The organism is Robbsia andropogonis (assembly GCF_034047095.1).
Classification (GTDB): domain Bacteria; phylum Pseudomonadota; class Gammaproteobacteria; order Burkholderiales; family Burkholderiaceae; genus Robbsia; species Robbsia andropogonis.
In genome coordinates this window covers 3,492,949-3,514,174 of the sequence record NZ_CP139170.1, presented here as the reverse complement: position 1 = coordinate 3,514,174, position 21,226 = coordinate 3,492,949, and the positions used below count along the sequence as shown (strand labels likewise).

The 21,226-nt window shown below is 62.5% G+C and carries 15 protein-coding genes and 1 pseudogene; 4 read left to right on the top strand and 12 right to left on the bottom strand.

What is annotated here, in order from left to right:
• Positions 1–167 precede the first annotated feature (167 nt).
• The 5 genes from SJQ66_RS28845 to SJQ66_RS28825 all read right to left on the bottom strand — a co-directional run bounded on the left by SJQ66_RS28845 (position 168) and on the right by SJQ66_RS28825 (position 5,038).
• Positions 168–1,442 (bottom strand): MFS transporter, encoded by a 1,275-nt coding sequence (locus tag SJQ66_RS28845; protein ID WP_320535398.1) that lies wholly within the window; start codon positions 1,440–1,442, stop codon positions 168–170.
• A gap of 75 nt (positions 1,443–1,517) precedes the next feature.
• Positions 1,518–2,249 (bottom strand): GntR family transcriptional regulator, encoded by a 732-nt coding sequence (locus tag SJQ66_RS28840; RefSeq protein ID WP_036012913.1) that lies wholly within the window; start codon positions 2,247–2,249, stop codon positions 1,518–1,520.
• Positions 2,250–2,331: 82 nt separating this feature from the next.
• The gene (locus SJQ66_RS28835) at positions 2,332–2,670 is read right to left on the bottom strand and encodes a thioredoxin family protein (protein WP_024905631.1); all 339 of its coding nucleotides are present in this window, start codon (positions 2,668–2,670) and stop codon (positions 2,332–2,334) included.
• Between the two features lie 499 nt (positions 2,671–3,169).
• The gene (locus SJQ66_RS28830) at positions 3,170–3,670 is read right to left on the bottom strand and encodes a glycine zipper family protein (RefSeq protein WP_046154147.1); all 501 of its coding nucleotides are present in this window, start codon (positions 3,668–3,670) and stop codon (positions 3,170–3,172) included.
• Between the two features lie 426 nt (positions 3,671–4,096).
• The gene (locus SJQ66_RS28825; protein WP_036012935.1) at positions 4,097–5,038 is read right to left on the bottom strand and encodes a LysR family transcriptional regulator; all 942 of its coding nucleotides are present in this window, start codon (positions 5,036–5,038) and stop codon (positions 4,097–4,099) included.
• A gap of 296 nt (positions 5,039–5,334) precedes the next feature.
• On the opposite strand from SJQ66_RS28825, the gene SJQ66_RS28820 reads away from it, so the two are divergent.
• Positions 5,335–6,054 carry a pirin family protein gene (locus SJQ66_RS28820; protein WP_024905634.1) on the top strand — a complete coding sequence of 240 codons (720 nt, stop codon included), beginning with the start codon at positions 5,335–5,337 and terminating at the stop codon, positions 6,052–6,054.
• A gap of 230 nt (positions 6,055–6,284) precedes the next feature.
• Positions 6,285–11,092, top strand: a pseudogene (locus SJQ66_RS28815) (DEAD/DEAH box helicase).
• Between the two features lie 33 nt (positions 11,093–11,125).
• On the opposite strand, the gene SJQ66_RS28810 reads toward SJQ66_RS28815, so the two are convergent.
• From SJQ66_RS28810 to SJQ66_RS28800, 3 genes are all read right to left on the bottom strand, one after another.
• The gene (locus tag SJQ66_RS28810) at positions 11,126–11,224 is read right to left on the bottom strand and encodes a burhizin family lasso peptide precursor (protein ID WP_320535397.1); all 99 of its coding nucleotides are present in this window, start codon (positions 11,222–11,224) and stop codon (positions 11,126–11,128) included.
• A 748-nt stretch (positions 11,225–11,972) separates the two neighbouring features.
• Positions 11,973–13,973, bottom strand: coding sequence for a macrolactam cyclase family protein (locus tag SJQ66_RS28805; RefSeq protein WP_024905637.1), 2,001 nt, complete (start codon positions 13,971–13,973; stop codon positions 11,973–11,975).
• A 73-nt stretch (positions 13,974–14,046) separates the two neighbouring features.
• Complete coding sequence (locus tag SJQ66_RS28800; RefSeq protein WP_024905638.1) at positions 14,047–15,066, bottom strand: lasso peptide biosynthesis B2 protein; 1,020 nt, start codon at positions 15,064–15,066, stop codon at positions 14,047–14,049.
• 173 nt (positions 15,067–15,239) lie between these two features.
• Between SJQ66_RS28800 and SJQ66_RS28795 the strand changes: the two genes are divergently transcribed.
• Complete coding sequence (locus SJQ66_RS28795; RefSeq protein ID WP_024905639.1) at positions 15,240–16,040, top strand: AroM family protein; 801 nt, start codon at positions 15,240–15,242, stop codon at positions 16,038–16,040.
• Here SJQ66_RS28795 and SJQ66_RS28790 read toward each other — a convergent pair.
• The 3 genes from SJQ66_RS28790 to SJQ66_RS28780 all read right to left on the bottom strand — a co-directional run bounded on the left by SJQ66_RS28790 (position 15,956) and on the right by SJQ66_RS28780 (position 18,245).
• Positions 15,956–16,669 (bottom strand): amino acid ABC transporter permease, encoded by a 714-nt coding sequence (locus tag SJQ66_RS28790; RefSeq protein ID WP_024905640.1) that lies wholly within the window; start codon positions 16,667–16,669, stop codon positions 15,956–15,958. The two genes, SJQ66_RS28795 and SJQ66_RS28790, sit on opposite strands and share 85 nt — an antisense overlap.
• Positions 16,666–17,394, bottom strand: coding sequence for an amino acid ABC transporter permease (locus SJQ66_RS28785; protein ID WP_024905641.1), 729 nt, complete (start codon positions 17,392–17,394; stop codon positions 16,666–16,668). The genes SJQ66_RS28790 and SJQ66_RS28785 overlap by 4 nt, the downstream gene beginning before the upstream one ends.
• 83 nt (positions 17,395–17,477) lie before the next feature.
• A complete protein-coding gene (locus tag SJQ66_RS28780; RefSeq protein ID WP_024905642.1) occupies positions 17,478–18,245 on the bottom strand; it encodes an amino acid ABC transporter ATP-binding protein in 768 nt (255 codons plus the stop codon).
• Positions 18,246–18,585: 340 nt separating this feature from the next.
• Between SJQ66_RS28780 and SJQ66_RS28775 the strand changes: the two genes are divergently transcribed.
• Entirely contained in the window at positions 18,586–19,851 is a 1,266-nt protein-coding gene (locus tag SJQ66_RS28775) for an NAD(P)/FAD-dependent oxidoreductase (protein ID WP_024905643.1), read from the top strand.
• 95 nt (positions 19,852–19,946) lie between these two features.
• On the opposite strand, the gene SJQ66_RS28770 is transcribed toward SJQ66_RS28775, so the two are convergent.
• A complete protein-coding gene (locus SJQ66_RS28770; RefSeq protein ID WP_320534843.1) occupies positions 19,947–21,107 on the bottom strand; it encodes a mandelate racemase/muconate lactonizing enzyme family protein in 1,161 nt (386 codons plus the stop codon).
• Positions 21,108–21,226 lie beyond the last annotated feature (119 nt).

Here is a 21,226-nt window from a genome sequence, read left to right as displayed (position 1 = left end):
CTGACACAGTGTGTTCTCCCTTCAGATCCCGTCGATAAGTCGTTCAGCGCCAGTACAACAACGGTGGGCCGGCGCGAAGGGCACTAATTTAACAAATCCTCGTCGCCTGTGCCTGATTGATCCATGCAAAATCCCAATAGTTGCGCCTGCGTGGCAATCATCGATGACTACACCGCGGCGCGATCGGTGGCGAGATGTCGACCACGTGTTTCCGGCAACATAAGGATCGCCAGCACGACGATGGCATAGGCAAGGGCAGCATTCACTCCAATGGCGAAACCCAATGAACAGGCGCCGCTCAGATGACCGACCATAACGGGAAACCCAGCGGAGACGAGGCGCCCGACGTTGTAGCAGAAGCCGACACCCGCGCCGCGCGAGCCTTGTGGATATAACTCACTGAACAAGGCACCCATGCTTGCGGGAATGCCTGCCGCGAAGAAGCCGAGCGGAAACCCCAGGACCAGCGTGGCCTGATTCGACAGTGGCGGGAACATGTAGGCCATCACGGTGATAATGCAGCCGACGGCAAATAGCAGGATGGTGCCGCGTCGACCAATGCGGTCCAGCATGACCGAGGCGGCGAGGCAGCCAAAGAAAAAGGCGACGATGATGACGGCAAGATAGCTACCGGTTCCCATTACCGTCAGGTGCCGCTCCGTCTCGAGATAAGTCGGCAACCACGTCGTCAGTGCGGCATATCCCCCATGAGCACCGATGCCCAGCAAGCCGCCGACCAATGTCATGCGAAGCATGTCCGGCGAGAAGATGGCAAGCAGTGGCGTTACGCCGAGTTGTACGCGTGCACGACATCCGGACGGGGCGCATATCGGCAACGCGGCGGGTGCTTGTCGGCGCGGTTCCCGGACGCTGCGCCGGATATAGAGGATCAGCAACGCCGGTGCGATACCCAGACCAAACATGAAGCGCCAGCCGATGTGGGGCACCATGCACGAAAAGACCACCGTATAAACGAGGACCGCGGCTGCCCAGCCGACTGCCCACGCGCCTTGTACGGCTCCCATCGCTTTGCCGCGATGCTGGTCTCGAATCGCTTCGGCCATCAAAACCGCGCCGACAGCCCATTCTCCGCCGAAGCCAAAGCCCTGCAAGGCTTTGAAGATGAGGAGTTGGGTGTAGTTTTGAGCGAAGGCCGAGAAAAGGGTGAACAGGGAAAACCAGATAACGGTCCATTGCAGCACGCGTACGCGGCCATAGCGGTCTGCCGCCGCGCCGCAGATCCATCCCCCCAGTGCGGACGCGATCAAGGTCACGCTGCTGATCGCACCGGCCTGAATCTTGGTGACCGCCCATTCGGTGATGATGGCCGGAATGACCAGACTGAACATCTGCAGATCGAGGGCGTCCAATGCCCAGCCACCGAAACACGCCCAGAATGTGCGTCTTTCCGCGTAGGATATCTTCCGATACCAAGCCAATATAGTGAACTCCGTACATGCGTCGGACCGTGCTGCAGAGGCAGCATTGCGATCCCCTCGCGGGCGGTGTCCATTCTATTAGCGAATCTCTATCTCATAACTGAAATGCGCGGCGGCGCCACGCGACACGCGCCATTCGAGGACGCGGTTATCATGCGCGAACGCGGTGCGTTCGATCACGACGATCGCCTCTCCCGGGGCGAGTGCCAGCATCTCGGCGTCGTTTTCGTCGGCGATGCCGATCGTGAGCCGTTCGCTTGCACGGGCGACAACCTGACCACACCGTGCTTCGTACATCGGGTACAGCAATTCGGCAAACTCGGGCAGCGGCAAAGTAGCCAGCACCGCAAATCGTGCATGAGGCAGCCAGATTTGCTCGTGCACCAACGGGACATCACCCATGGTACGCAATCGCGACAGCCTGATCGTCAGCTCGCTGGCCGCAATCTGGTCGATCGTCATCCGCAATGACTTGGCCACCGCACTGGGTGGGGGCAACACGTCACGCGCGAGGATGCGGCTTTGCGGAGGGCACCGTTGTCCGTCCGCACGCTGGAATCGAAAAAAACGGAACAACGATTGGTCGAAACTGGCGCGTCGGATAAAGGTGCCACGTCCTTGGAATCGCTCGAGATGTCCCTCCTGCTCCAGTACATCGATCGCCTTTCGCACCGTGCCAATTGCCACGCCGTATGCGTAGGACAGTTCCATCTCCGTGGGCAATGCCTGATCCGGCTGCCACTCCAACGCCGCGATGCGCGCGGCAATCTCGTCCCGCAGTTTCAGGTAACGAGGCAACCGGTCATCCATCACGTCCGATCTCCATTCATTTATATGATCAGGTAAATTAAATATGCCGAGGACCGACGCTGTCTCCCGCGCGTCTCGTGGGTCATGCGTTTCTCAAAATGTCGGTCAAGGCCTCGTGGATCGGCGCGGCGGTAGTAGGGCGGACCAGTCGCGACACTTCTTTGCCATCCCGTAGAAAGATGAAGGTCGGCCATAGCGTCACCCGAAAGCTGCGTCCGAGCGCGCGGCCTTTGCCGTCCTCGACCTTCCAATGCCGCAGCGGCATTTCGGCATGCGCCGCGAATGCTGTTGCGAGCGGCACTTGCGCGGCTTGACAATGCGGACACCATGGCGCGCCGAATTCCAGCAAGGCAGGGCCCGCTTGCGCGTCAATTTCGGCGCGCTGCGGTTCGAGCGCGGCGTAGACAGGCGTCAATGTCATCGCAATCTCCATTTGGTCGATACCTGATCGTGACCCTTTTACCGACTGTCATCCATCGGTGCTGCATAAGACGGCACGAAAGGACCAGTCATACTACAGACGTACGTTACCGCGTTTTATTGTCAGATGACGAGGTAAAGTAGTCAAATTCGTTACGGTCACAGGGCAAGAAAGCCACGCCGATCGCTCCGTACCAGGGTGCGGACACGTCAACGGGACGGAAAGGAGCAACGTTGAGAAGCGGGCGGTGCAATCGGGGCGCGAGGGAAGGTACCCTTTACGGGCCTGACAAAGGTGGGCTGGACAGGAAGGGCGGCCTAGCGGCCCATACGTGGGAACGCGCGGCGCAAATCGCGGGACCGAGGCGGAGGCCATTGCGTGAAAAGCGGGACGGCGCGCGCCGCCGCCGACAGGCCTGCCAATGCCGATATCGGGGCTGGTGTGATGGACCATCCATTCATCACACCGTGGGATACGCTACGCACGGGCTATTGCGCCATTACCACCCCATCGGGGCACCGGGGCCGTAGTAGTAAACCGGTGCGGGGGGCGGGGCGTAATAATATGCCGGGCGGGGCGCCTCGTAATACACCGGTGCCGGTTGTTGCTGGATCGTGTTGCCTTTCGCTGTCATGCATTGCGCATACGCTGCGTCATACCGCGCCTGGAGGCCATTGGCGTCGTTTTGCGCGTTGCCCGCGCCCACGGCGCTGCCCAGCAGCAGCCCGGAGCCTGCGCCGATTGCGGCACCGGCGCCGGCATTGCCACTGGCGGCGCCGATAAGCGCGCCGGCGGCGGCACCCCCGAGCGTACCGAGCGCGGCGCCGTTCACCGTACTATTGTTGGCATTCTGTTGCGCCCCGTTCGGATTGATGATGCCGTAGGCATAGTTCCGGCAGGCATAATCGTCCTTCTGGAACGTCGCGAGTGACTCGCCGCGTTCCGGCAACGCCACGACGCTGGGGCCGGTGGGCGTCACTACCGCGCATCCAGACAGCATGACGGCGGCGAGGGCACCGGCTGTCGCGGCGAGTGCCGCCCAGCGGGTCTTACCCGCGCGGGGCACCTTGTCATCACCCCGGTGCGGGTGAGCGACACCTGGTTGCCGTGTATCGTGGAGCGTCAGGCTCCTGGAACGGATGGATAGCGTCTTCATCATGCATCTCGAAAAAGAAGAGTCGACTTCATGAGGCCGCCGGTCCACGGTGGGCGTGAATTCGATACGGCGACCATGCAGGGCGACAAACCTTGAAATTACCAAAGCAATATACCGGCCTGCCCAGCGTGAGCCGATTACATTATTTTTACCTGTCGTTACCGTGTCATCCGGTTGGTATTTTCCCGGTGTGTCACTTGGAACAGACGATGTCCTTGCGCAGGGTAGGCCGTCCTCGACGATGGTAAAGCCTGACTGGCATCCTATCGATTACGCCACGGCATCGGGTACCAGCGGTCGCGTCAGCCGGGCACGCCACCATTTCAATGCTTCACCCCCTTGTCCGGCACGCCAGGCCAGCCAGAAGTGCTCACCCGGGCGGCCTTCTTCGGTAGGCAATTCGCAGAGTGCGCCACGGCGCAGCAGATCGTCGACGTTTGCACGAGGCACGAATCCATGCCCGAGTCCAGCCCGCATACAGCATAGCTTGTCGGCCAGCGACGCCACCGTGATGCGCTTTTGTCCGTTTAATAGGCCCGCAGTGCGACCGCCGACATCCCGGGCGCTATCCGCGATGACGATGGCGGTGTGATCCAGCAGATCATCGCGCGTCAGCGGCCGAGGCGCGCCATCGGGCTGCCGTTCCTTTGCACGATCGACGAGTGGATGCCCTGGCGCGACGCAGAATACAAAATCCGTGGAGCCTACCGGTACAGTACGGAAGCCATTGCCGGCGGGATTGTCGCCGCTTGCGACCACCAAGTCGGCCCGCCCTTCCCGCAGTGCTTCCCACACGCCGCTCATCACGCCCGTTCCCAGGCGCAATTGCGTACCGCACTGCAATGCCTCGAACTGGCGAACGTCGTCCAGCAGGATGTCGATCGGAATCAGTGAGTCGATCACGAGGCGTAACTCGGCCTCGAACCCGGTAGCTACCTGGCGCATCCGAGACTCCAGATCCGCCGCGGCGCGTAGCAGCCAGCGCCCGTCATCGATCAGTTGCCGTCCGGCGGGCGTCAGGGTGACGCGCGGCCCTTTGCGGATGAACAAGGCAATTCCCATCTCTTGCTCCAGTTTCCCGACCGCATAGGAGACCGTGGACGGAACGCGATACAACCGTTCCGCGGCGGCCGCGAACGATCCGTGACGGTCGATCGCCTCGACCAGCTCGATTGCTTCCAACGTGATGCGTCGCTGGCCTCCCGTCTGCAGGCGTGGTGCGCCTCCTGGACCCAGGTGCTCGGAATCGCCCACCTCGAACCTCCATCATCGAAATTTTCGAATATTGACCCGTGATCAATTCATGATGCGCCAATGCGCCGCGGCGCATACTGCTTATTAAGGAAACGGCGCATCGAAGCAGTATTTAACAGGGCTTTGGGCAATGCGGTGTGCAGGCAGCGCCGTCCGTGTACCGCGTTTCCGGCCGAACCGCCGACGTCGACCGCGCCGGTACGTCGCGCCAGTAACGGGTCTGAACGTGAATATTATCGAAAAAGGAGGGCATCATGCTCGAACGTCGTGCGGCAAATGATCGAGGTGTGGCGAATCTGGGCTGGCTGCAGTCGCGCCACACGTTTTCTTTCGGGCATTACCATGACCCGGCACAGCAGGGATTCTCCGATCTGCTCGTGATCAATGACGATCGTGTCCTGCCGCGTCAGGGCTTCGGCACGCATCCACATCGCGACATGGAAATCTTCTCGTATGTGTTGGAAGGCGCGCTGGAGCACAAGGACTCGATGGGCACGGGGTCCGTGATTCGCCCCGGCGATGTGCAGATGATGAGCGCCGGGACCGGAGTGCGGCACAGCGAATTCAACCACTCCTCCGAGGAGAGCGTGCATTTCCTGCAGATATGGATCGTGCCGGGACAAAAGGGCGTGCCGCCGCGCTATCAGCAGATTCATGTCAGCGACGCTGAAAAACGCGGGCGTTTCCGCTTGATCATCTCGCCCGATGGTGCGCAGGACTCGTTGTCTGTCCATCAGGATGCGCGGGTCTACGCCGGCCTGCTGGACGGTGGTGAAGCCGCCTCGGTGGAACTGCCGCCAAATCGCTACGCCTATGTCCACGTGGCGCGCGGCAGTGTCACGCTGAACGGCATGGCGCTGGGTGAGGGGGATGGTGTCCGGGTACGCGACGAAGACCTGCTGGCGTTCTCCGGAGGCAATCAGGCGGAAGTGCTGGTGTTTGACCTGCGTCCCAACGCCCTGCCGGACTTCTGATCGGCGTATTGGCTCGGCTGCGGCGTGCATGCGCCGCAGTCGGAGCGTAACGTCGCGCCGCCAAACCCATAAGCGATTGCCGGACGATCCGGCGCGCATTTCCCCGCGAGGGGCTTGAATCAATCGGTCAAACCACGCATATTGAGGGCATGGTTGCTCCCGATACCGGCGCTGATCCGGTCGCCCCGCCCGTCCTGTTACCCGATGCCGACAAGGCGAACGCCGCCGCGATGGCGTCGGCCGGCTTGCCGCCAGCCGGCGACGATTCCCTGCATGACTTCCATCCAGCGGTTCAGGACTGGTTTCGCGCGACATTTGTCGCGCCGACGCCAGCCCAGGCTGCCGCCTGGCCGTTGTTGCGCGCGGGCCGAACCACGCTGGTCGCGGCACCAACGGGCTCCGGGAAGACGTTGACCGCCTTTCTCGCTGCGTTGAACGACCTGATCGTGCGAGGTACTGACTGTCTGGAATCGGGAACGACGCTGCCGGATGAAACCGCGGTGCTGTACGTGTCGCCGCTGAAAGCGCTGTCGAATGATATCCAGAAGAACCTCCGTGCGCCGCTGGCGGGTATCGGCGCGGCACTGTCCGACCGTGGCTTGCGCATGCCGGAGATCCGAACCGCCGTGCGTACCGGCGATACGCCCCAGGCCGAACGCGCGGCCATGGCGCGGCGCCCACCACATATCGTCGTCACCACGCCCGAGTCGCTCTACGTGCTGCTCGGTTCGGATTCGGGTCGTCGCATGCTGTCGACCGTGCGCACGGTCATCATCGACGAAATTCATGCGGTTGCGCCGAGCAAGCGTGGCGCCCATCTGGCGCTGGGTCTGGCACGGCTCGATGCGCTTTGTGAGCGGTACCATGGCCGCCAGGCGTATCCCATGCGGGTGGGATTGTCCGCCACGCAAAAGCCGATCGAGCGCATGGCGGCGTTTCTCGCTGGCGTGCGCCCCAACGACGGTGATACCTCGCCGCCGCATGCCGCTGCGGCGCATATCGTCGACATCGGCCACTATCGCGAACGCGATCTTTCTCCTTGGCACTCCCGCCTATGCCACTGGACGCGGTCATGTCGAACGACACCTGGAATACCGTCTATGACCGGATCGGTGTGCTGGCATCGGAACAACGGACCACGCTGGTATTCGTCAACACGCGGCGCATGGCCGAACGTGCCGCGCGACATCTCGCGGACCGCCTCGGCAACGACGCAGTCGCGGCGCATCATGGCAGCATGTCGCGGGCACATCGACTGGATGCCGAACACCGATTGAAGTCCGGGTCATTGCGGGTGCTGATTGCTACTGCCTCGCTGGAACTGGGCATCGACATCGGCGACGTCGACCTCGTGTGTCAAATCGGTTCACCGCGCGGCATCGGTGCATTCCTGCAGCGTGTGGGCCGTGCGGGGCACCACGTGGGGGGCGTGCCAAAGGGACGGCTGTTTCCGACGTCGCGCGATGATCTGATTGAATGCGCCGCATTGCTGGATTGCGTCGGGCGAGGCGAACTGGACACGTTGCAGATCCCGTCGGCGCCATTGGATGTCCTGGCACAGCAACTCGTGGCTGAAGTGGCGCAACAGGCCTGGGACGAAACCGCGCTGTACACCATGACCCGTCGTGCCACCCCCTTCGCCACGTTGTCGCGCGACCGATTTGATGCGGTGTTGCATATGTTGGCGGAGGGTTATGCGACGCGCCAGGGGCCGCGAGCCGCCTATCTGCATCGCGACAGCATCGACCATACGGTACGTGCCCGGCGTAACGCGCGATTGACCGCGGTCAGCGCCGGGGGGACCATCCCCGATAACGCGGATTACACGGTGGTGCTGGAGCCGCAAGCGGTGCCGATTGGTACCGTACACGAAGACTTCGCGGTCGAAAGCCTCGCGGGCGACGTGTTCCAGTTGGGCAATACGTCGTATCGGATCATGAAAATCGAGGCGGGCAAAGTACGTGTCAGCGACGCACGGGGCCAGCCGCCGAATATCCCGTTCTGGCTGGGGGAGGCGCCGGGACGTACCGATGCCCTGTCCAACGGCGTTGCCCGCCTGCGCGCCGATGTGGCACAGGCGATTGCCGGGCATCAAGGCCGGGTCGGTGCGCGCCGCGATCTATCCGTATCCGCCGATGTGCCATCGGATATCGCATCCAACGTCTCCAACGAGCGGGACGCTGATGCGTTTGCGCGCGCGGCGGTTCACGCGTCGTCGAGGGCCCTGACCACTGCGGGTGTCGTTGATGCGGTGATGCCGGTCTTGCAGCGGATTCGCGGTGTCGGCGATGACGCAGCGCGACAGATCGCCGATTATCTTGTGCGGACCCACGCCACATTGTCTGCATTACCGACGCACGATACGCTGATCATGGAGCGGTTCTTCGACGCGTCCGGTGGCATGCAACTGGTGCTGCATGCGCCCTACGGCAGCCGCGTCAATCGTGCGTGGGGCCTGGCGTTGCGCAAGCGCTTCTGCCGCAACTTCAATTTTGAATTGCAGGCGGCGGCAACGGAGGACGCGATCGTACTGTCGCTGTCGACCAGCCACAGCTTTCCGCTCGACGAAGTATGGCGTTACCTGCACAGCGCCAGTGCCGAGCACGTGCTGGTGCAGGCGCTGCTGGACGCACCGTTGTTCGGCGTACGCTGGCGGTGGAACGCGACCACCGCGCTGGCGCTGCCCCGTCAGGTGGGTGGGCGAAAGGTCGCGCCGCAACTGCAGCGGATGAAGAGTGAAGACTTGCTTGCCGCCGTGTTCCCGGACCAGGTCGCCTGTCTCGAAAATATTGTCGGTGAGCGTGAATTGCCGGATCATCCGCTGGTTGCGCAGACGCTGGATGATTGCCTGCACGAGGCAATGGATTGCGACGGGTGGCTGACCCTGTTGCGGCGCCTGGAGTCCGGCGCGGTTCGCTTGATCGCACGCGACTTGCCCGCGCCATCGCCCATGGCAGCGGAAATCTTGCAGGCACGGCCGTATGCGTTCCTTGATGATGCACCGTTGGAAGAGCGCCGTACCCAGGCGGTGATGCGCAGACAATGGACCGATCCCGAGTCGCCCGATGACTTGGGCGCATTGGACCCGGACGCCATCGCCGCCGTGCGTGCGGAGGCCTGGCCGCGCGTGCGCGATGTCGATGAGATGCAGGAAGCGCTGATGCGTCTGGGCTGCATTACTGACGACGAAGCCCGTCTCGCCGATATGGAAAGCGCCCAGACCGACGCTCGCTCCGAGCCGGTGATCCGTGTCGCGTGGACAGCCCTGTTGCGACAGCTCGGGCGTTCAGGCCATGCATTCCGTCTTGTAGTGGCGCGGGATCAGGGGCGCGAGGAAGGACTCTGGCTGGCGCGCGAACGGGTGCCATTGATGCATGCTGTCTACCCCGACATGCGTTGGCCCAAGGCGGCGCTGACGGTGGTGGGCGCGACGCCGGCCGCACGTATGCCGGCGGATGCCGACGCGGCGTTGATCGAATTGATCCAGTTGCGCATCAGCGGGTTTGGCCCGTTGACCGTCGCGGATCTCGCCCACCCGCTTGTGCTGCCGGTGTCGGCCGTCGCCGCGGCACTCGTGGCCCTGGAGCGACAGGGGAGCGTGGTGCGCGGACATTTTTCGTCTTCCGCGACCGAAAAGCGCCCAGCCGATATGCCCATCACGACGCAAGAGGAGTGGTGCGACCGCAGTTTGCTCGCCCGCATTCATCGCTATACGGTGCAACGTTTGCGGCGTGAAATCGAACCCGTGTCGGCACGCGATTTCATGCGCTTTCTGTTCGATTGGCAGCGCGTCGCGGAAAGCACGCGCGGACGCGGGCCGGTCGCGCTCGAAGATGTAGTGACGCAACTGGAGGGATACGCCGCATCGGCACCCGCATGGGAGGAGCAACTGCTACCCGCTCGGTGTGCCGATTATGAGCGCGGCTGGCTTGATACGCTGAGCCGCTCGGGGCGGGTCACATGGGCACGCCTTGCCGGCGTGAGCAGCCGCGGCAATGCGGGCGGACCGACGACCTTGGTGCGTGCAAGCGGGGTTGTGCTGGTGCCGCGACAGGACCTTGACATGTGGCGTCGGGCCGCGGCACGAGACGCCGCGCCACGGGGAAAGGCACGTGCCGCGAAGACCATCGATGCGGTGGTCGACAACGCCCGCGCCGTCCCAGTGTCAGTCCGTGTGTCCACGGCGCATCCGATCGATACGACGACCATGGCCGAATCGGCGTCTGATACATGGGCGATGGACCCTGCGCTCGCGTTGCTATCGTCGCGCGCGCAAGCGGTGTACAGGCATCTGGCCACGCGCGGTCCGTCATTCTTTGATGGGCTGTCCGATGCATTGCGTCTGTTGCCCGCCGAGTTGGAGGCCGCGTTAAGCGAACTCGTTGCGCTAGGGCGGGTACACGCGGACAGCTTTGCCGGTTTGCGCGCCTTGCTGTCACCGGTGGCGCGGCGCAATCTGTGGGGCGGACACGGTGCCGGGCCGCGTGGTCGCCGTCAGCATGTCCGGGTCAGTGGCGGCATGGACGATGCCGGGCGGTGGGCGCTATTGCCGGACGACTTGTCATCCGTTGACGATGATGCCGCGCGCGAGCATGTGGCGTGGGTACTGCTGCGCCGCTATGGCGTGATTTCCTGGCGGTTGCTCGAACGCGAAGCCGATGGGGTGCCGCCGTGGCGGGACTTGCTGATGGTTTATCGGCGTCTGGAAGCGCGCGGCGAGATTCGCGGCGGACGATTCGTCGAAGGGTTGAGTGGCGAGCAGTTCGCGTTGCCTGAAGCGGTGCCGTTGCTGCGCGACGTCCGACGACGGCCCCACGATGGAAGCTGGACGGTGCTCTCCGCGGCGGACCCGTTGAATCTGGTCGGCATTGTTATCGCAGGCACCCGGGTTGCGTCGACGCTGGCGAATCGCATCGCGTTTTGCGATGGCATACCGATGGGATGGCTTGAAGCCGGCGCGTTCCATTTCGACCCGGCAACCTTGCCAGAGGCAAGGGAACGCGCGCGGGCATTACTTGTGCAGACGCGGCCGTTCTGAGGTGAACGGACCGCGTGATGCAAAGGCGTCCGGTTATAAAAAGCGACCGACGCCGGCTTCCCTGTATTGACCGGATCCGCCCTGCGTCTCGCCGCAGGCGGCAAGGCCAACGACGTCCGATGGGGCAAGCATCATTGACTGCCTTCTAACAAGAAGAGGCCATGGCCACTTTCCGGCACGAGACCGATCAAGCCTTGGGTGGCGTGGGTCGCGACGACGCCTTGTAGGTAACGTGCGTCCATCATTGGCCTCCCTCGAAAAGGAAATAGCCGGTGCTGCTTTCCGGCACGAGACCGATTAAGCCTTGGGTAGCGTGCGTCGCGACGACGCCTTGTAGTTCCATAGCCATGCTCACACTCCTTTGGGTGGTTGAGATAATCCCGCTTTCGTCTCCTATCAGACACTGAAGCGGCCCTGCGTGCCTTCGAGTACGACACCGTTCATGCCGTGCGTCGCCTCGGTGGCGTTAATGCCTGTCAGGCAGGTTTGCGCGGTCGATGGGGCCCATCTCATCGCGCGTTCTCCGTTGGAAGTGGCTCGCGAAAGTGTCTTCAAACAGCACGTGGCCAGCGTCGTCCGCACGCCGGTCGTCTATCCTGCCCTTGTACACCTGGTCATTCATGACGCCTCCCATTGCCGCGAAAATCGATGGTTGCCTCGCTGTCCTTCGGCGTTTGCTCACGCGGATGCCCTTATGACCAGGCCCATATTACGAACCTCATCGGAAAGCGCAAACGTCGCAGGGAGAACAAAATGCTGATGTGCGACCGCGGTCCAGCGTGATGTCCTTCGCATTTCCAAACGGCGCTTTTTTCATCGCCGCGCGCATGCCATTTCGAGATGAAATAGCGCTTTTTTAATACGGCAATGTATTTTGCGGCTACCGGGTAGCCGTGCCTTGCCATGCCTGGATGAACATCTCGCAGGCATAGATGCGGTCCAGTGATAGATCCGGCGGCCGAAAGCCGCTGATGGCCAGACGCGTGGCGCGATCGCATGCATCGCGATCGACGAGGCCGGCCTGGGCACACCGCCCCTCCATCACGACGGTCCGAATATGGTCGGCATTCTCGCGCCAGCCCCGCGTGAACGGTCCCGAGGTCTCGCCTTTGTCCCTGCGCCATAGATGGGGCAGGCCGGACGCCGCGTAGGCAGCACGCCGCATCGGGACGCGATTATGAAAGCGGCTGTAGAGCGCATAGCTTGGGTAATTCAGCACATACTCCACCATGGGCTGTGTCAGATAAGGAAAAAAGCTGCGCGTGAATCCCAGGTCGGGATACATCTCGATCTCGGCCAGATTACCGATCACCCCCAGTAACTGCATATGCTTGCCCGGTTGCCGGCGTAGTTGTGCATGCAGCCTCGGCAGGTACTCAAAGCGGTCAGGCGCGGGAACGGGCTGAGCCATGCGGAGGGTTGTCGGCGGCGTCGCACTGATCAGCGAATCCAGGTTACGCGAGCGACTCTCTTTCCAGCCCTGGCGGATGACTTGCCAGTACGGCGTGCGACGCAGCAGGGCCATGTCGTGAATAGCGCCCATCGCGCGGCGCCATGCGCCGTCATGAACCGCGTCGAGCCATGTACTGAAATACGGGGGTGCTAGAAAACCCGCATCGCCGCCATAGCCGTTGAGATGGGTCGCGCTACTGAGATCCGACGTTCGCTCACGCAGTTGCGTGGACCAGTTCAACGTGATGCTGCCTTGCGATGGGCGCGGCTGTTGTGGCATGGTGGCGGTCGACATAGGCGGCGCATAGGGCGTCATGTCCATTGGTAACGTACGGAGCGGGAAACCGCAGTGATCGCTGATTGCTTGCGCGTAGACGATCTCGTTGGATGCGGGGGAGTCCCGGTCGAAGTGATTGATGCCTGTCAGGCCGTCCGTCCGTCCCGCTTCGTGCAATGCCAGCGCCAAGGCGCTCGATTCCAGTCCGCCCGACAGTTCCAGGACGATATTACCGTCCGGCAACGTCGACAGATACCGATCCGTCACTGTTTGCAACAGGCGGAACGCATCAATCGGCAAGCCTTTGTGACGCGCGGCAAGCCGATCCGTCGGGTCCGCGCGCTGTGCGCTATCAATCCTGGGGGGCAACGTGGTCGCGGCCACGGTATCAATCCGCCGTAATGGCGCATAAGGGCTGTTGCCGCGCAGTGGCCGCCAGACCTCACGCAGTTGCGGCGCTAGACCATGACGCACTTCGAGCATGCAACCAATGGGCACGCTGTCCACGCCCAGCAATCCCGTCCGACTTTCGCGGCCATTGCCGTGCAACAGCGTGCCGTGCAGAAAATGCATGTCCGGTGTCGCTGCAACCTGAGGCGCCAACCCGATCAGCGTGCGCATGTCCGATGCGATGTGGAGCGGGCCGAATTCATCCGTGCGTGTGCTGTCCGAATGTTTGCCGCCACTGCTGGCTCGCCGGAAGTACACCGGACGTTGACCGCACGGATCGATGTAAAGACGCAGCATGGCGTCGCGTCGACGGAAGACCGCGAATCGGTAGAGCCCCCAGCAATGGGCCGCCAGCCATTCCACGTCGGCGATCACCGATGCAATGATGGCATCGGGTCGCACGCGGGCGTGCGTGACGGCATCGAACAGCGCGCCGCAGCATAACCAGTCGTGCCCCTCGTATTTGCCTTGCGCGACGTTTTCCGGGGCGGCGTCGTCCGCATCGACGTGCAGCGATAAGGCGATCTGCTTGTGGTCACCCATCCATTCAAGCGTACGCGTGGACGAGAAGCGGGATGCGGCGGCGTCTGGCGCACGCTGGTCAGGCTTCATGCGTTCATCCGATATGTGGCCATTGCCGGACGGGAAAGCCGCGGCGGTATCGTTGCGGGATGTCGGGTAACCTAAACGAATCGCAAGCATCAGAATCTCCTGTGTCGGGCGTACATGTCGAGAGCGTCACGGCGTAGGGCGAGCGGATCACCGCGTCCGCCGCTTAAGCGCCGGCGGGGGATGCATCTCTCGTACGGTCTCGTGGCGTGTCGCCCCTGCGTGCGGTATCCATGGCGCCCGCTCCAGGTGGATTTCGTCGCGCGATGGCGGTGTCGCCGGGGCGGGGCGTGATGTTGCGCCACATTCGGCCGTCGACGATAACGGCGAATTGTCGGCGTCGTTCCGCGTCGTCCCCCATCACCATGCCGTCGTGTTCAACCCACGCATGGGCTGAGAACGGGCCGCCGGAAACGCCGATGACCAGATCGACATCGACCCCGCGACGCTGGCATAGGTGTACGAGCGCGGCGGACCATTCAAGGCATTTCGTCCGCCTTGGATACAGCAGGCAGGCGCGATTCAAGGCGCAGACCGATTGCGCGATGCGCGCACGTGTGATGGCGTGAAGGCTGACATCCGGGGCTGATTTGCGCGCGGACGCACCAAACAGTTCCTGCGATGCTGATGCCGGGGCCGATCCGTCGTCTGTCAGCGCGGTGGGCGTGGCGCGCGCATGGATGTCCGAGCCGGCGAAGGCCGCGGCTGCGTCGGCACGCCTGTTGGACTGGATGCGATAAGACAGGTTCGTGTGCGGTGCCCCATATAGCCAGCGCATCAGTCCTGGCATGCGGGTGCGTGCGGTAATGCGATGCGATTGCCGAACGGCCCACCACGCTCGGGCAATCAGCCAGAGCGGCAGTCCGGGGCCGATGTCGTCCGGGTCCAGTCGCCATCCGGTAAAACCAGCCAATGGCGCGACTTCGCGCGCGGCGGCCTCGGCGGCAACGGCGTCGGGCGCGTCGAATGTCCCCGCACGTAACAGGCCCTGTCTTTCAAAGGCACCCGTCCATTGCGAGACGGTCGCCGCGTCGACGTTCATTTCCGTGCCAACACCCAGCAAATGCAGGAGTGCCCGCGCTTGCGCCTCATTCAACAGAAAGTACTGGTCGTCGTGCATGGTCAGGATAGCCATCCCTTCGCACAAAGGGGCGATGTAAATGCCTGCCTGCAAATGTCGATACATGATTCACCTCATCAGTGATTAAGTGTGCGAATCATCTTAGCGACTGTGCGTCTTTCGTCAAATCGTGGCTTTATTTAAACAGGAAGCACATATTGAACGCGGTATCATCATCGTATGCGCGATGGCATGGCGCACGATCGGTTCATTTACTGTTTACGGGGTATAAACGCATCATGCGTCTGGGTGTCGTTACCACTGGGCAGGGTCCGCGCCACGAATATGCGGCCTATCATCGCGGGCTTGCCGCCGCATTGGGAATGCGGATCGACGTCATCGACGATCATATCTTGGATGGATTGTCGTGGGACGAGATCAAGCCTCACCTTGGCGGTGATGCGGAAGATCGCCTGGGAGCGCACGTGCATGTGCCGGGTGCCACCGGCAATCGCCTGGGGGACGGTTGGGATCACGTTTATGTGTCTTTGCCGTGGGCGTTGCCTTATTTCCAGGCCGCGATCGATCGTTTGGTCACGCGGGGCGCGGACATGGTGTTGTTCTGTTGCGCAACGCGGTTTCCGGACGATGCCTTTATCTGTCCGGTCCCGTTGATCAAACCGGCCACGCTGATGCTGGCGGCGGTGACCGAGCGTGTCAATACGGCTGGCCCAGCCACGCGCAGTGGCGCGCAACCGGTGCGCTTTGGGCTGATGAGTTCGGCGGGCCATGGCCGACAAGATGTGCAATTGTGGCGCGAACAACCGTTTGCCGCGCAATTGGCCATCGACTATGAGCCATTCGAAGGCGACATCCTGCCTGCGGCGGAAAAGCTGGCTTCGCGTTCCCATGACATCGTGGTGGTCTGGAGCTATGGTCTAGGGATGGTGGCGAGCGATGGCTTGGCGTTATCCGCGCGCCTTGAGCAGATGGTGAAGTGCCCCGTGCTGATGCCTCATCGCGTGGCGGCCTTGCATGCGCTGGCTTTGATGGCGGCGGGTTTTGACGATCGCGCATTCCTCGCCGCCGGATCGAGGTGACGTTCGACGCGGCGCTGTAACCCGATTAGCGCCGAATTCAGGATCAGGTAGATCACTGCCGCCGCGACCAGGAATTCGACCGGGCGGTAGGTATCGGAAAGCAGCGCCTGTGCATTGCTGCTGAGTTCCGCCACCGATACCAGGCTCGCCAGCGCGGTGCCTTTCAAGTTCAGCGTCAGGTTGGAGAAGAGCGACGGGGTGGCCACGCGCAATGCTTGCGGGAAAATCACTCGCTGCAGCATTCGCCAACGCGACATGCCCAATGCGCGTGCCGCTTCATACTGCCCCGCGGGCACGGCACGGAAACCGGCGCGGAAGAATTCGACGTTATAGCCGAGCGCCGAGAAGATCAGGGCCGCGAGTGCCGAGGGCACCGGGTTCAGGTAGATGCCGAATACCGGCAGTCCGTAGTACGCGAAAAACAGCAATACCAGCGTTGGCACGGCGCGCGTGAACCAACTGAGAACGGCGACTGGCCAGGACAGCCAGCGCTTGCGACTGAGGCGAGCCAATGCCAGCGGGATCGACAGCAACGGGGCGACCGTGCCCACGACCAGCATCAGGCCGATGGTGGTCAGCGTGCCTGTCAGCAGCAGATGCCAATGCTGGAAGACGATCGCGAAGTTCATTGCGGCGCTCCGTGACCCGGGACCGGCTCCGTGGCCGAATCGACATCCTTGCGGGGCGCCACGGCGTGACCGGGGTGTAGTCGTCGTTCGACGAGCCATTCGGCGCACATCAGCAGGCTGGAGAGTGCGACATAGAAGATCATCGCCACCAGCATCAACTCGAATGGCTTCTGGAACGCCTCATTGAAACGCTCGGATAACCCCATGATCTCGGGAACCGCAATGGCCGACGCGATCGACGTGCGTTTCAATGCACTACACGCAAAGGTGATATATGGGGCAATGGCGATACGGAACACCTGGGGCAGCACGATACGCTGCGCCATGCGGGCGCGGCCCATGCCCAAGGCACGCGCTGCTTCGAATTGCCCCTGCGGTACCGCTTCCAGCGCGCCACGGAAGATTTCATATTCGTATGCCATGCCGATCAGCGACAGACCGAGTACCGCCGCCCAGAACGAGGGTAAGGGCATTCCCATGCGCGGTAACGCGAGATAGGCGAATAACAGCACGATCAGTTCCGGCAAGCCGCGGAACAACCAGGAGAAGGTTCCCAGGCCAAACCGAATAACGCGGCTTCCGGTCCGCGACAGCAACGCGAGCAGCATCGCACCAGTGGACGAGACCAGAAGCGTGGTGGCGAACAGTTCGAGCGTTACCGCAACGGCACTGCCAAATTTCGGCAAGACGCGGAAAATGAAAGACCAATCGAAAGCGTATTGCATGTCATGCCTGCCAAGGATTCGGGCGAAGATTGCCCATGACCGTGCCGGGAAGTGCTACGCCCGGAGACCGTGTGCAAACCGGCCTAGGCCACCACGTGCAATCGATTCAGGAAGCGTTTCGCCTCGTCCGTGCGCGGCGCGTTAAAAAAGATATCGGGGGGCGCGTTTTCAAGGATATGGCCGCCGCCCATGAACATCACCCGGTCCGCCACGTCGCGAATGAAGCCCATTTCATGCGACACCAAGATCATCGTCATGCCGTTCCTGGCGAGGTCCTTCATGACCTGCAGGACCTCGCCGACCAACTCCGGGTCCAGTGCCGATGTCGGCTCGTCGAACAGCATCAGCTGTGGTGCCATCGCCAACGCGCGCGCGATGGCCACGCGTTGCTGCTGTCCACCGGAAAGCTGGTGCGGATAATGATTGGCACGGTCCTCCAGCTTTACGCGCGCAAGCAGGTCATGTGCGTGTCCGGCGGCCTGCACCTTCGACATGCCGCGTACATATATGGGCGCTTCCATGACGTTCTGGATCGCGGTCATGTGCGGAAACAGATTGAAGCTCTGGAATACCATGCCGACCTTGGCGCGATGCCCGAGGATCTCGCTTTCACGCATCGGCACGCGTTTGTCACCGCGAGGCCGCTGGCCGACCAATTCGCCGTTCATCAGAATGGTGCCGCCGTCGGGACGTTCCAGCAGATTCAGGCACCGCAGCAATGTGCTTTTGCCACTACCGGATGTGCCGATGATGCCAATGACCTCACCTTTGTCGACGGAAAACGACACATCCTTCAAGATGGGCGTATCGCCAAAGTGTTTCGATAACGATTGCACTTCCAGCAACGGCATGAGCGGAATCCAGAGAGAGCAAAAGGGACGCAACGGGTACGCGCTATCGGTAGCCGCGTGCAGCTAAAACCAGGCGACGCGCGTAGATTAAGATTGTCCGGGCAAATGCGGTTTGCCGATGGTAACGCATGGCGGCGATGGGCGGATAGACCGTGGTGGCAACCGCCGCGCATGTCCGTCGCGCCATGCCATCAAAATGGAATACTGGAGATATATCACGGAAATATTTGAGCGAATATAATTCATACGGTAAGGTGCGCCACGCGCATGGTCGCGCCGTCGTGGTTTTGGCGCCTGTACGTTTCCTCGGTGTTTCAGCGCCTCTGCCCGGAATGTTTCCATGCAACGCTCTCCCCCTTCCATTGTCGTCATTGGCGCAGGCCTTGTCGGCCTGTGTACCGCATTGACGCTACAGGGGCGCGGACAACGCGTGCATCTGATTGATCCGGCGCAGCCTGGCAGCGGTGCGAGCCAGGGCAATCCAGGCGGTTTGAGTGTGACGTCGATCTTCCCGATGGCGGTGCCTGGCATTCACAGGAAGGTCCCGGGATGGCTGCTCGATCCTCTCGGCCCGTTGGCGATTCGCTGGTCGCACCTGCCAGCGCTCGTCCCCTGGCTGATCCGCTTTCTGAAGGCGGCCAATCCGGCGCAAGTCGCCGAAGGCGTGGCGGGCCTTTTCGCACTCACGGGAGGCGCGGTGGATGGCTACACGATGCTGGCGGCGCGCGCGCACGCCGCATCGCTGATCCGTGCCGATGGGCATTTGATGGTGTATCGCTCGGCGGCCGCCATGGCGCGGGAGGATGGGGCCTGGAAGCGGCGCGCCGACCTGAATATCGCATTTGACACGCTGGACGCCGATACCCTGCGCCAAATGGAGCCCGAACTCGATCCGGCCTTTGTTTGTGGACGCTTCGTGCCCGGTAATGCACAGTGCACGGACCCTTTGCGACTGGCCTTGGATTTCGCGCGGGCGTTGCAACGCGATGGCGGCATTGTCAGCCGTACCGCCGCGACTGGTTTCGATATCGCCGATGGTCTGGTGCGGGCGGTGCGGACCGACTCCGGCATGATTCAGGCCAGTCATGTGGTGCTTTGCGCCGGTGCGCATTCGGCGCCGCTCGCGCGGCAATTGGGCAATCGCGTCGCGTTGGAACCCGAGCGCGGATATCACGCGCAGATCACCGCGTGCGACGTCGTGCTGCAACGTCCGGTTTTCTCTACCGAGGCCAAGGTGTTTGCTGCATCGATGGTCGAGGGGCTGCGCTTTGCCGGGACCGCCGAGTTCGCTGGCGCAGGCGCGGCGCCGGACTGGCGTCGCGCCGATGGTCTGTTGTCGTTGGGCAAGTTGCTGTTTCCACGGATTGCCGACAACCACCAGACTGTCACGCGCTGGATGGGCTTGCGGCCCAGCACGCCTGACGGTTTGCCCGTGCTGGGGCGCGCGGCGGCGGCGCGGAATGCCATTCTTGCATTTGGGCACGGACACATCGGCGTGACCAGTGCTCCCATGACGGCCCGCGTCGTCGAGGCGCTGATTCTCGGTGAAACGCCGCCGATACCCATGTCGCCGTATCGGCCGGAACGGTTCCAGCGGGGTGCGTGACGCCGCTCGACCGGGAGGCGCACCCGTCGACGAGCATGGGCAATCGCGAGATGACCGGTCGTGATGTGCTTGCTCGTTTCGCCTATTCAACGGAATCAACCGATTCGATACCGTGCAATCTTTTGCGGGTCGACGGCGCACCCCATTCCAGGGCGATTGGAAACCGGCACATGGCCGGCATGATCGCTCACTTGCTGGCGGGTCACGGGCGGCGTCGTCAGGTCATCGATTAGCGCCTGCGACGCTGGGCCAGGCCCTTCGTGACAATGGCCGAGGGCCATCGTGCAACTGGCGGCCAGATGCTGGCTTGCAAAACGCGATATGCCAAACGTCAGTCCGCCGCCGACCACCAGCGGCAACCCGGCCGCGGACGCAATGGCTGCAACCCGCTTGGATTGCAGCAGTCCCCCCGCTTTCGGCACCTTCACGTTCAGTACGTCGCAGGCATCGGCAGCCACCAGGCGCAGCGCGTCTTGCGGCGTGCCGAGGCTTTCATCGGCGGCAATACGCAAACCGCGGCCACGGCAGGCTTTCAGACCTGCAAGATCGCTTGCTTTCACCGGTTGCTCGATGAACTCGACACCCAAGCCGGCAATCCGATCGATAAAGGCAAACGCGTGCTCCGGTGCATAGCCGCCATTGCAATCCACGCGCATCGTCGACGTGGCTGGCAGCGCGTTACGTACCGCCCGCACGCGTGCGACATCGACATCGATCGATTTGCAATCCACCTTCACGACGATGCCACGGAAGCCGGCCGCGCTGATCTCGCGTGCCACCTGCGCCATTGCCTCGGGGCGGTCGACGCTCGTCGTGTAATCGACCAGCACACCCGCGCGAGCGCGCGAAGACGTATCGGCACGCTCCCGCGACACGCCGAGCCCGCCACCGCCGAGCAGTGCCGAGACCGGCGTGCCGAGTGCTTGGCCGACAAGGTCCCACAGCGCTAGATCGATGCCGGCGACCGACGCCACCACGCCCCGAGAGGCGCGCAGACAGGCGTCCACCAGCGACTCGATCTCCGAAGGATCACGGCCCATGACAATCGGCGCCAGGTCGTTTTCAATCACGGCCTTGAATTGCACCGGGTCGCCGATCAGTGACACCGGCACCGCTTCACCATGGCCGATGAGGCCATCGTCGGTCCGGATTTCCGTGACGACATTGGTAAAGGCATCCAGCGTGCCGCGAGAAATCACATACGGGGTGGCCAGCGGGATGCGGACCAGGTGAGCCACCACGGAGACGATCTTCATGAGAAAGCCGAACGAAAGAAAGTGGACGCGTCAGACGCATTACGTGAAGATGATGATACCGCGCAATATTGTCCGATTGCCCATCTGGAATATTTACTAGTATGTTTAGTGGGGCATCG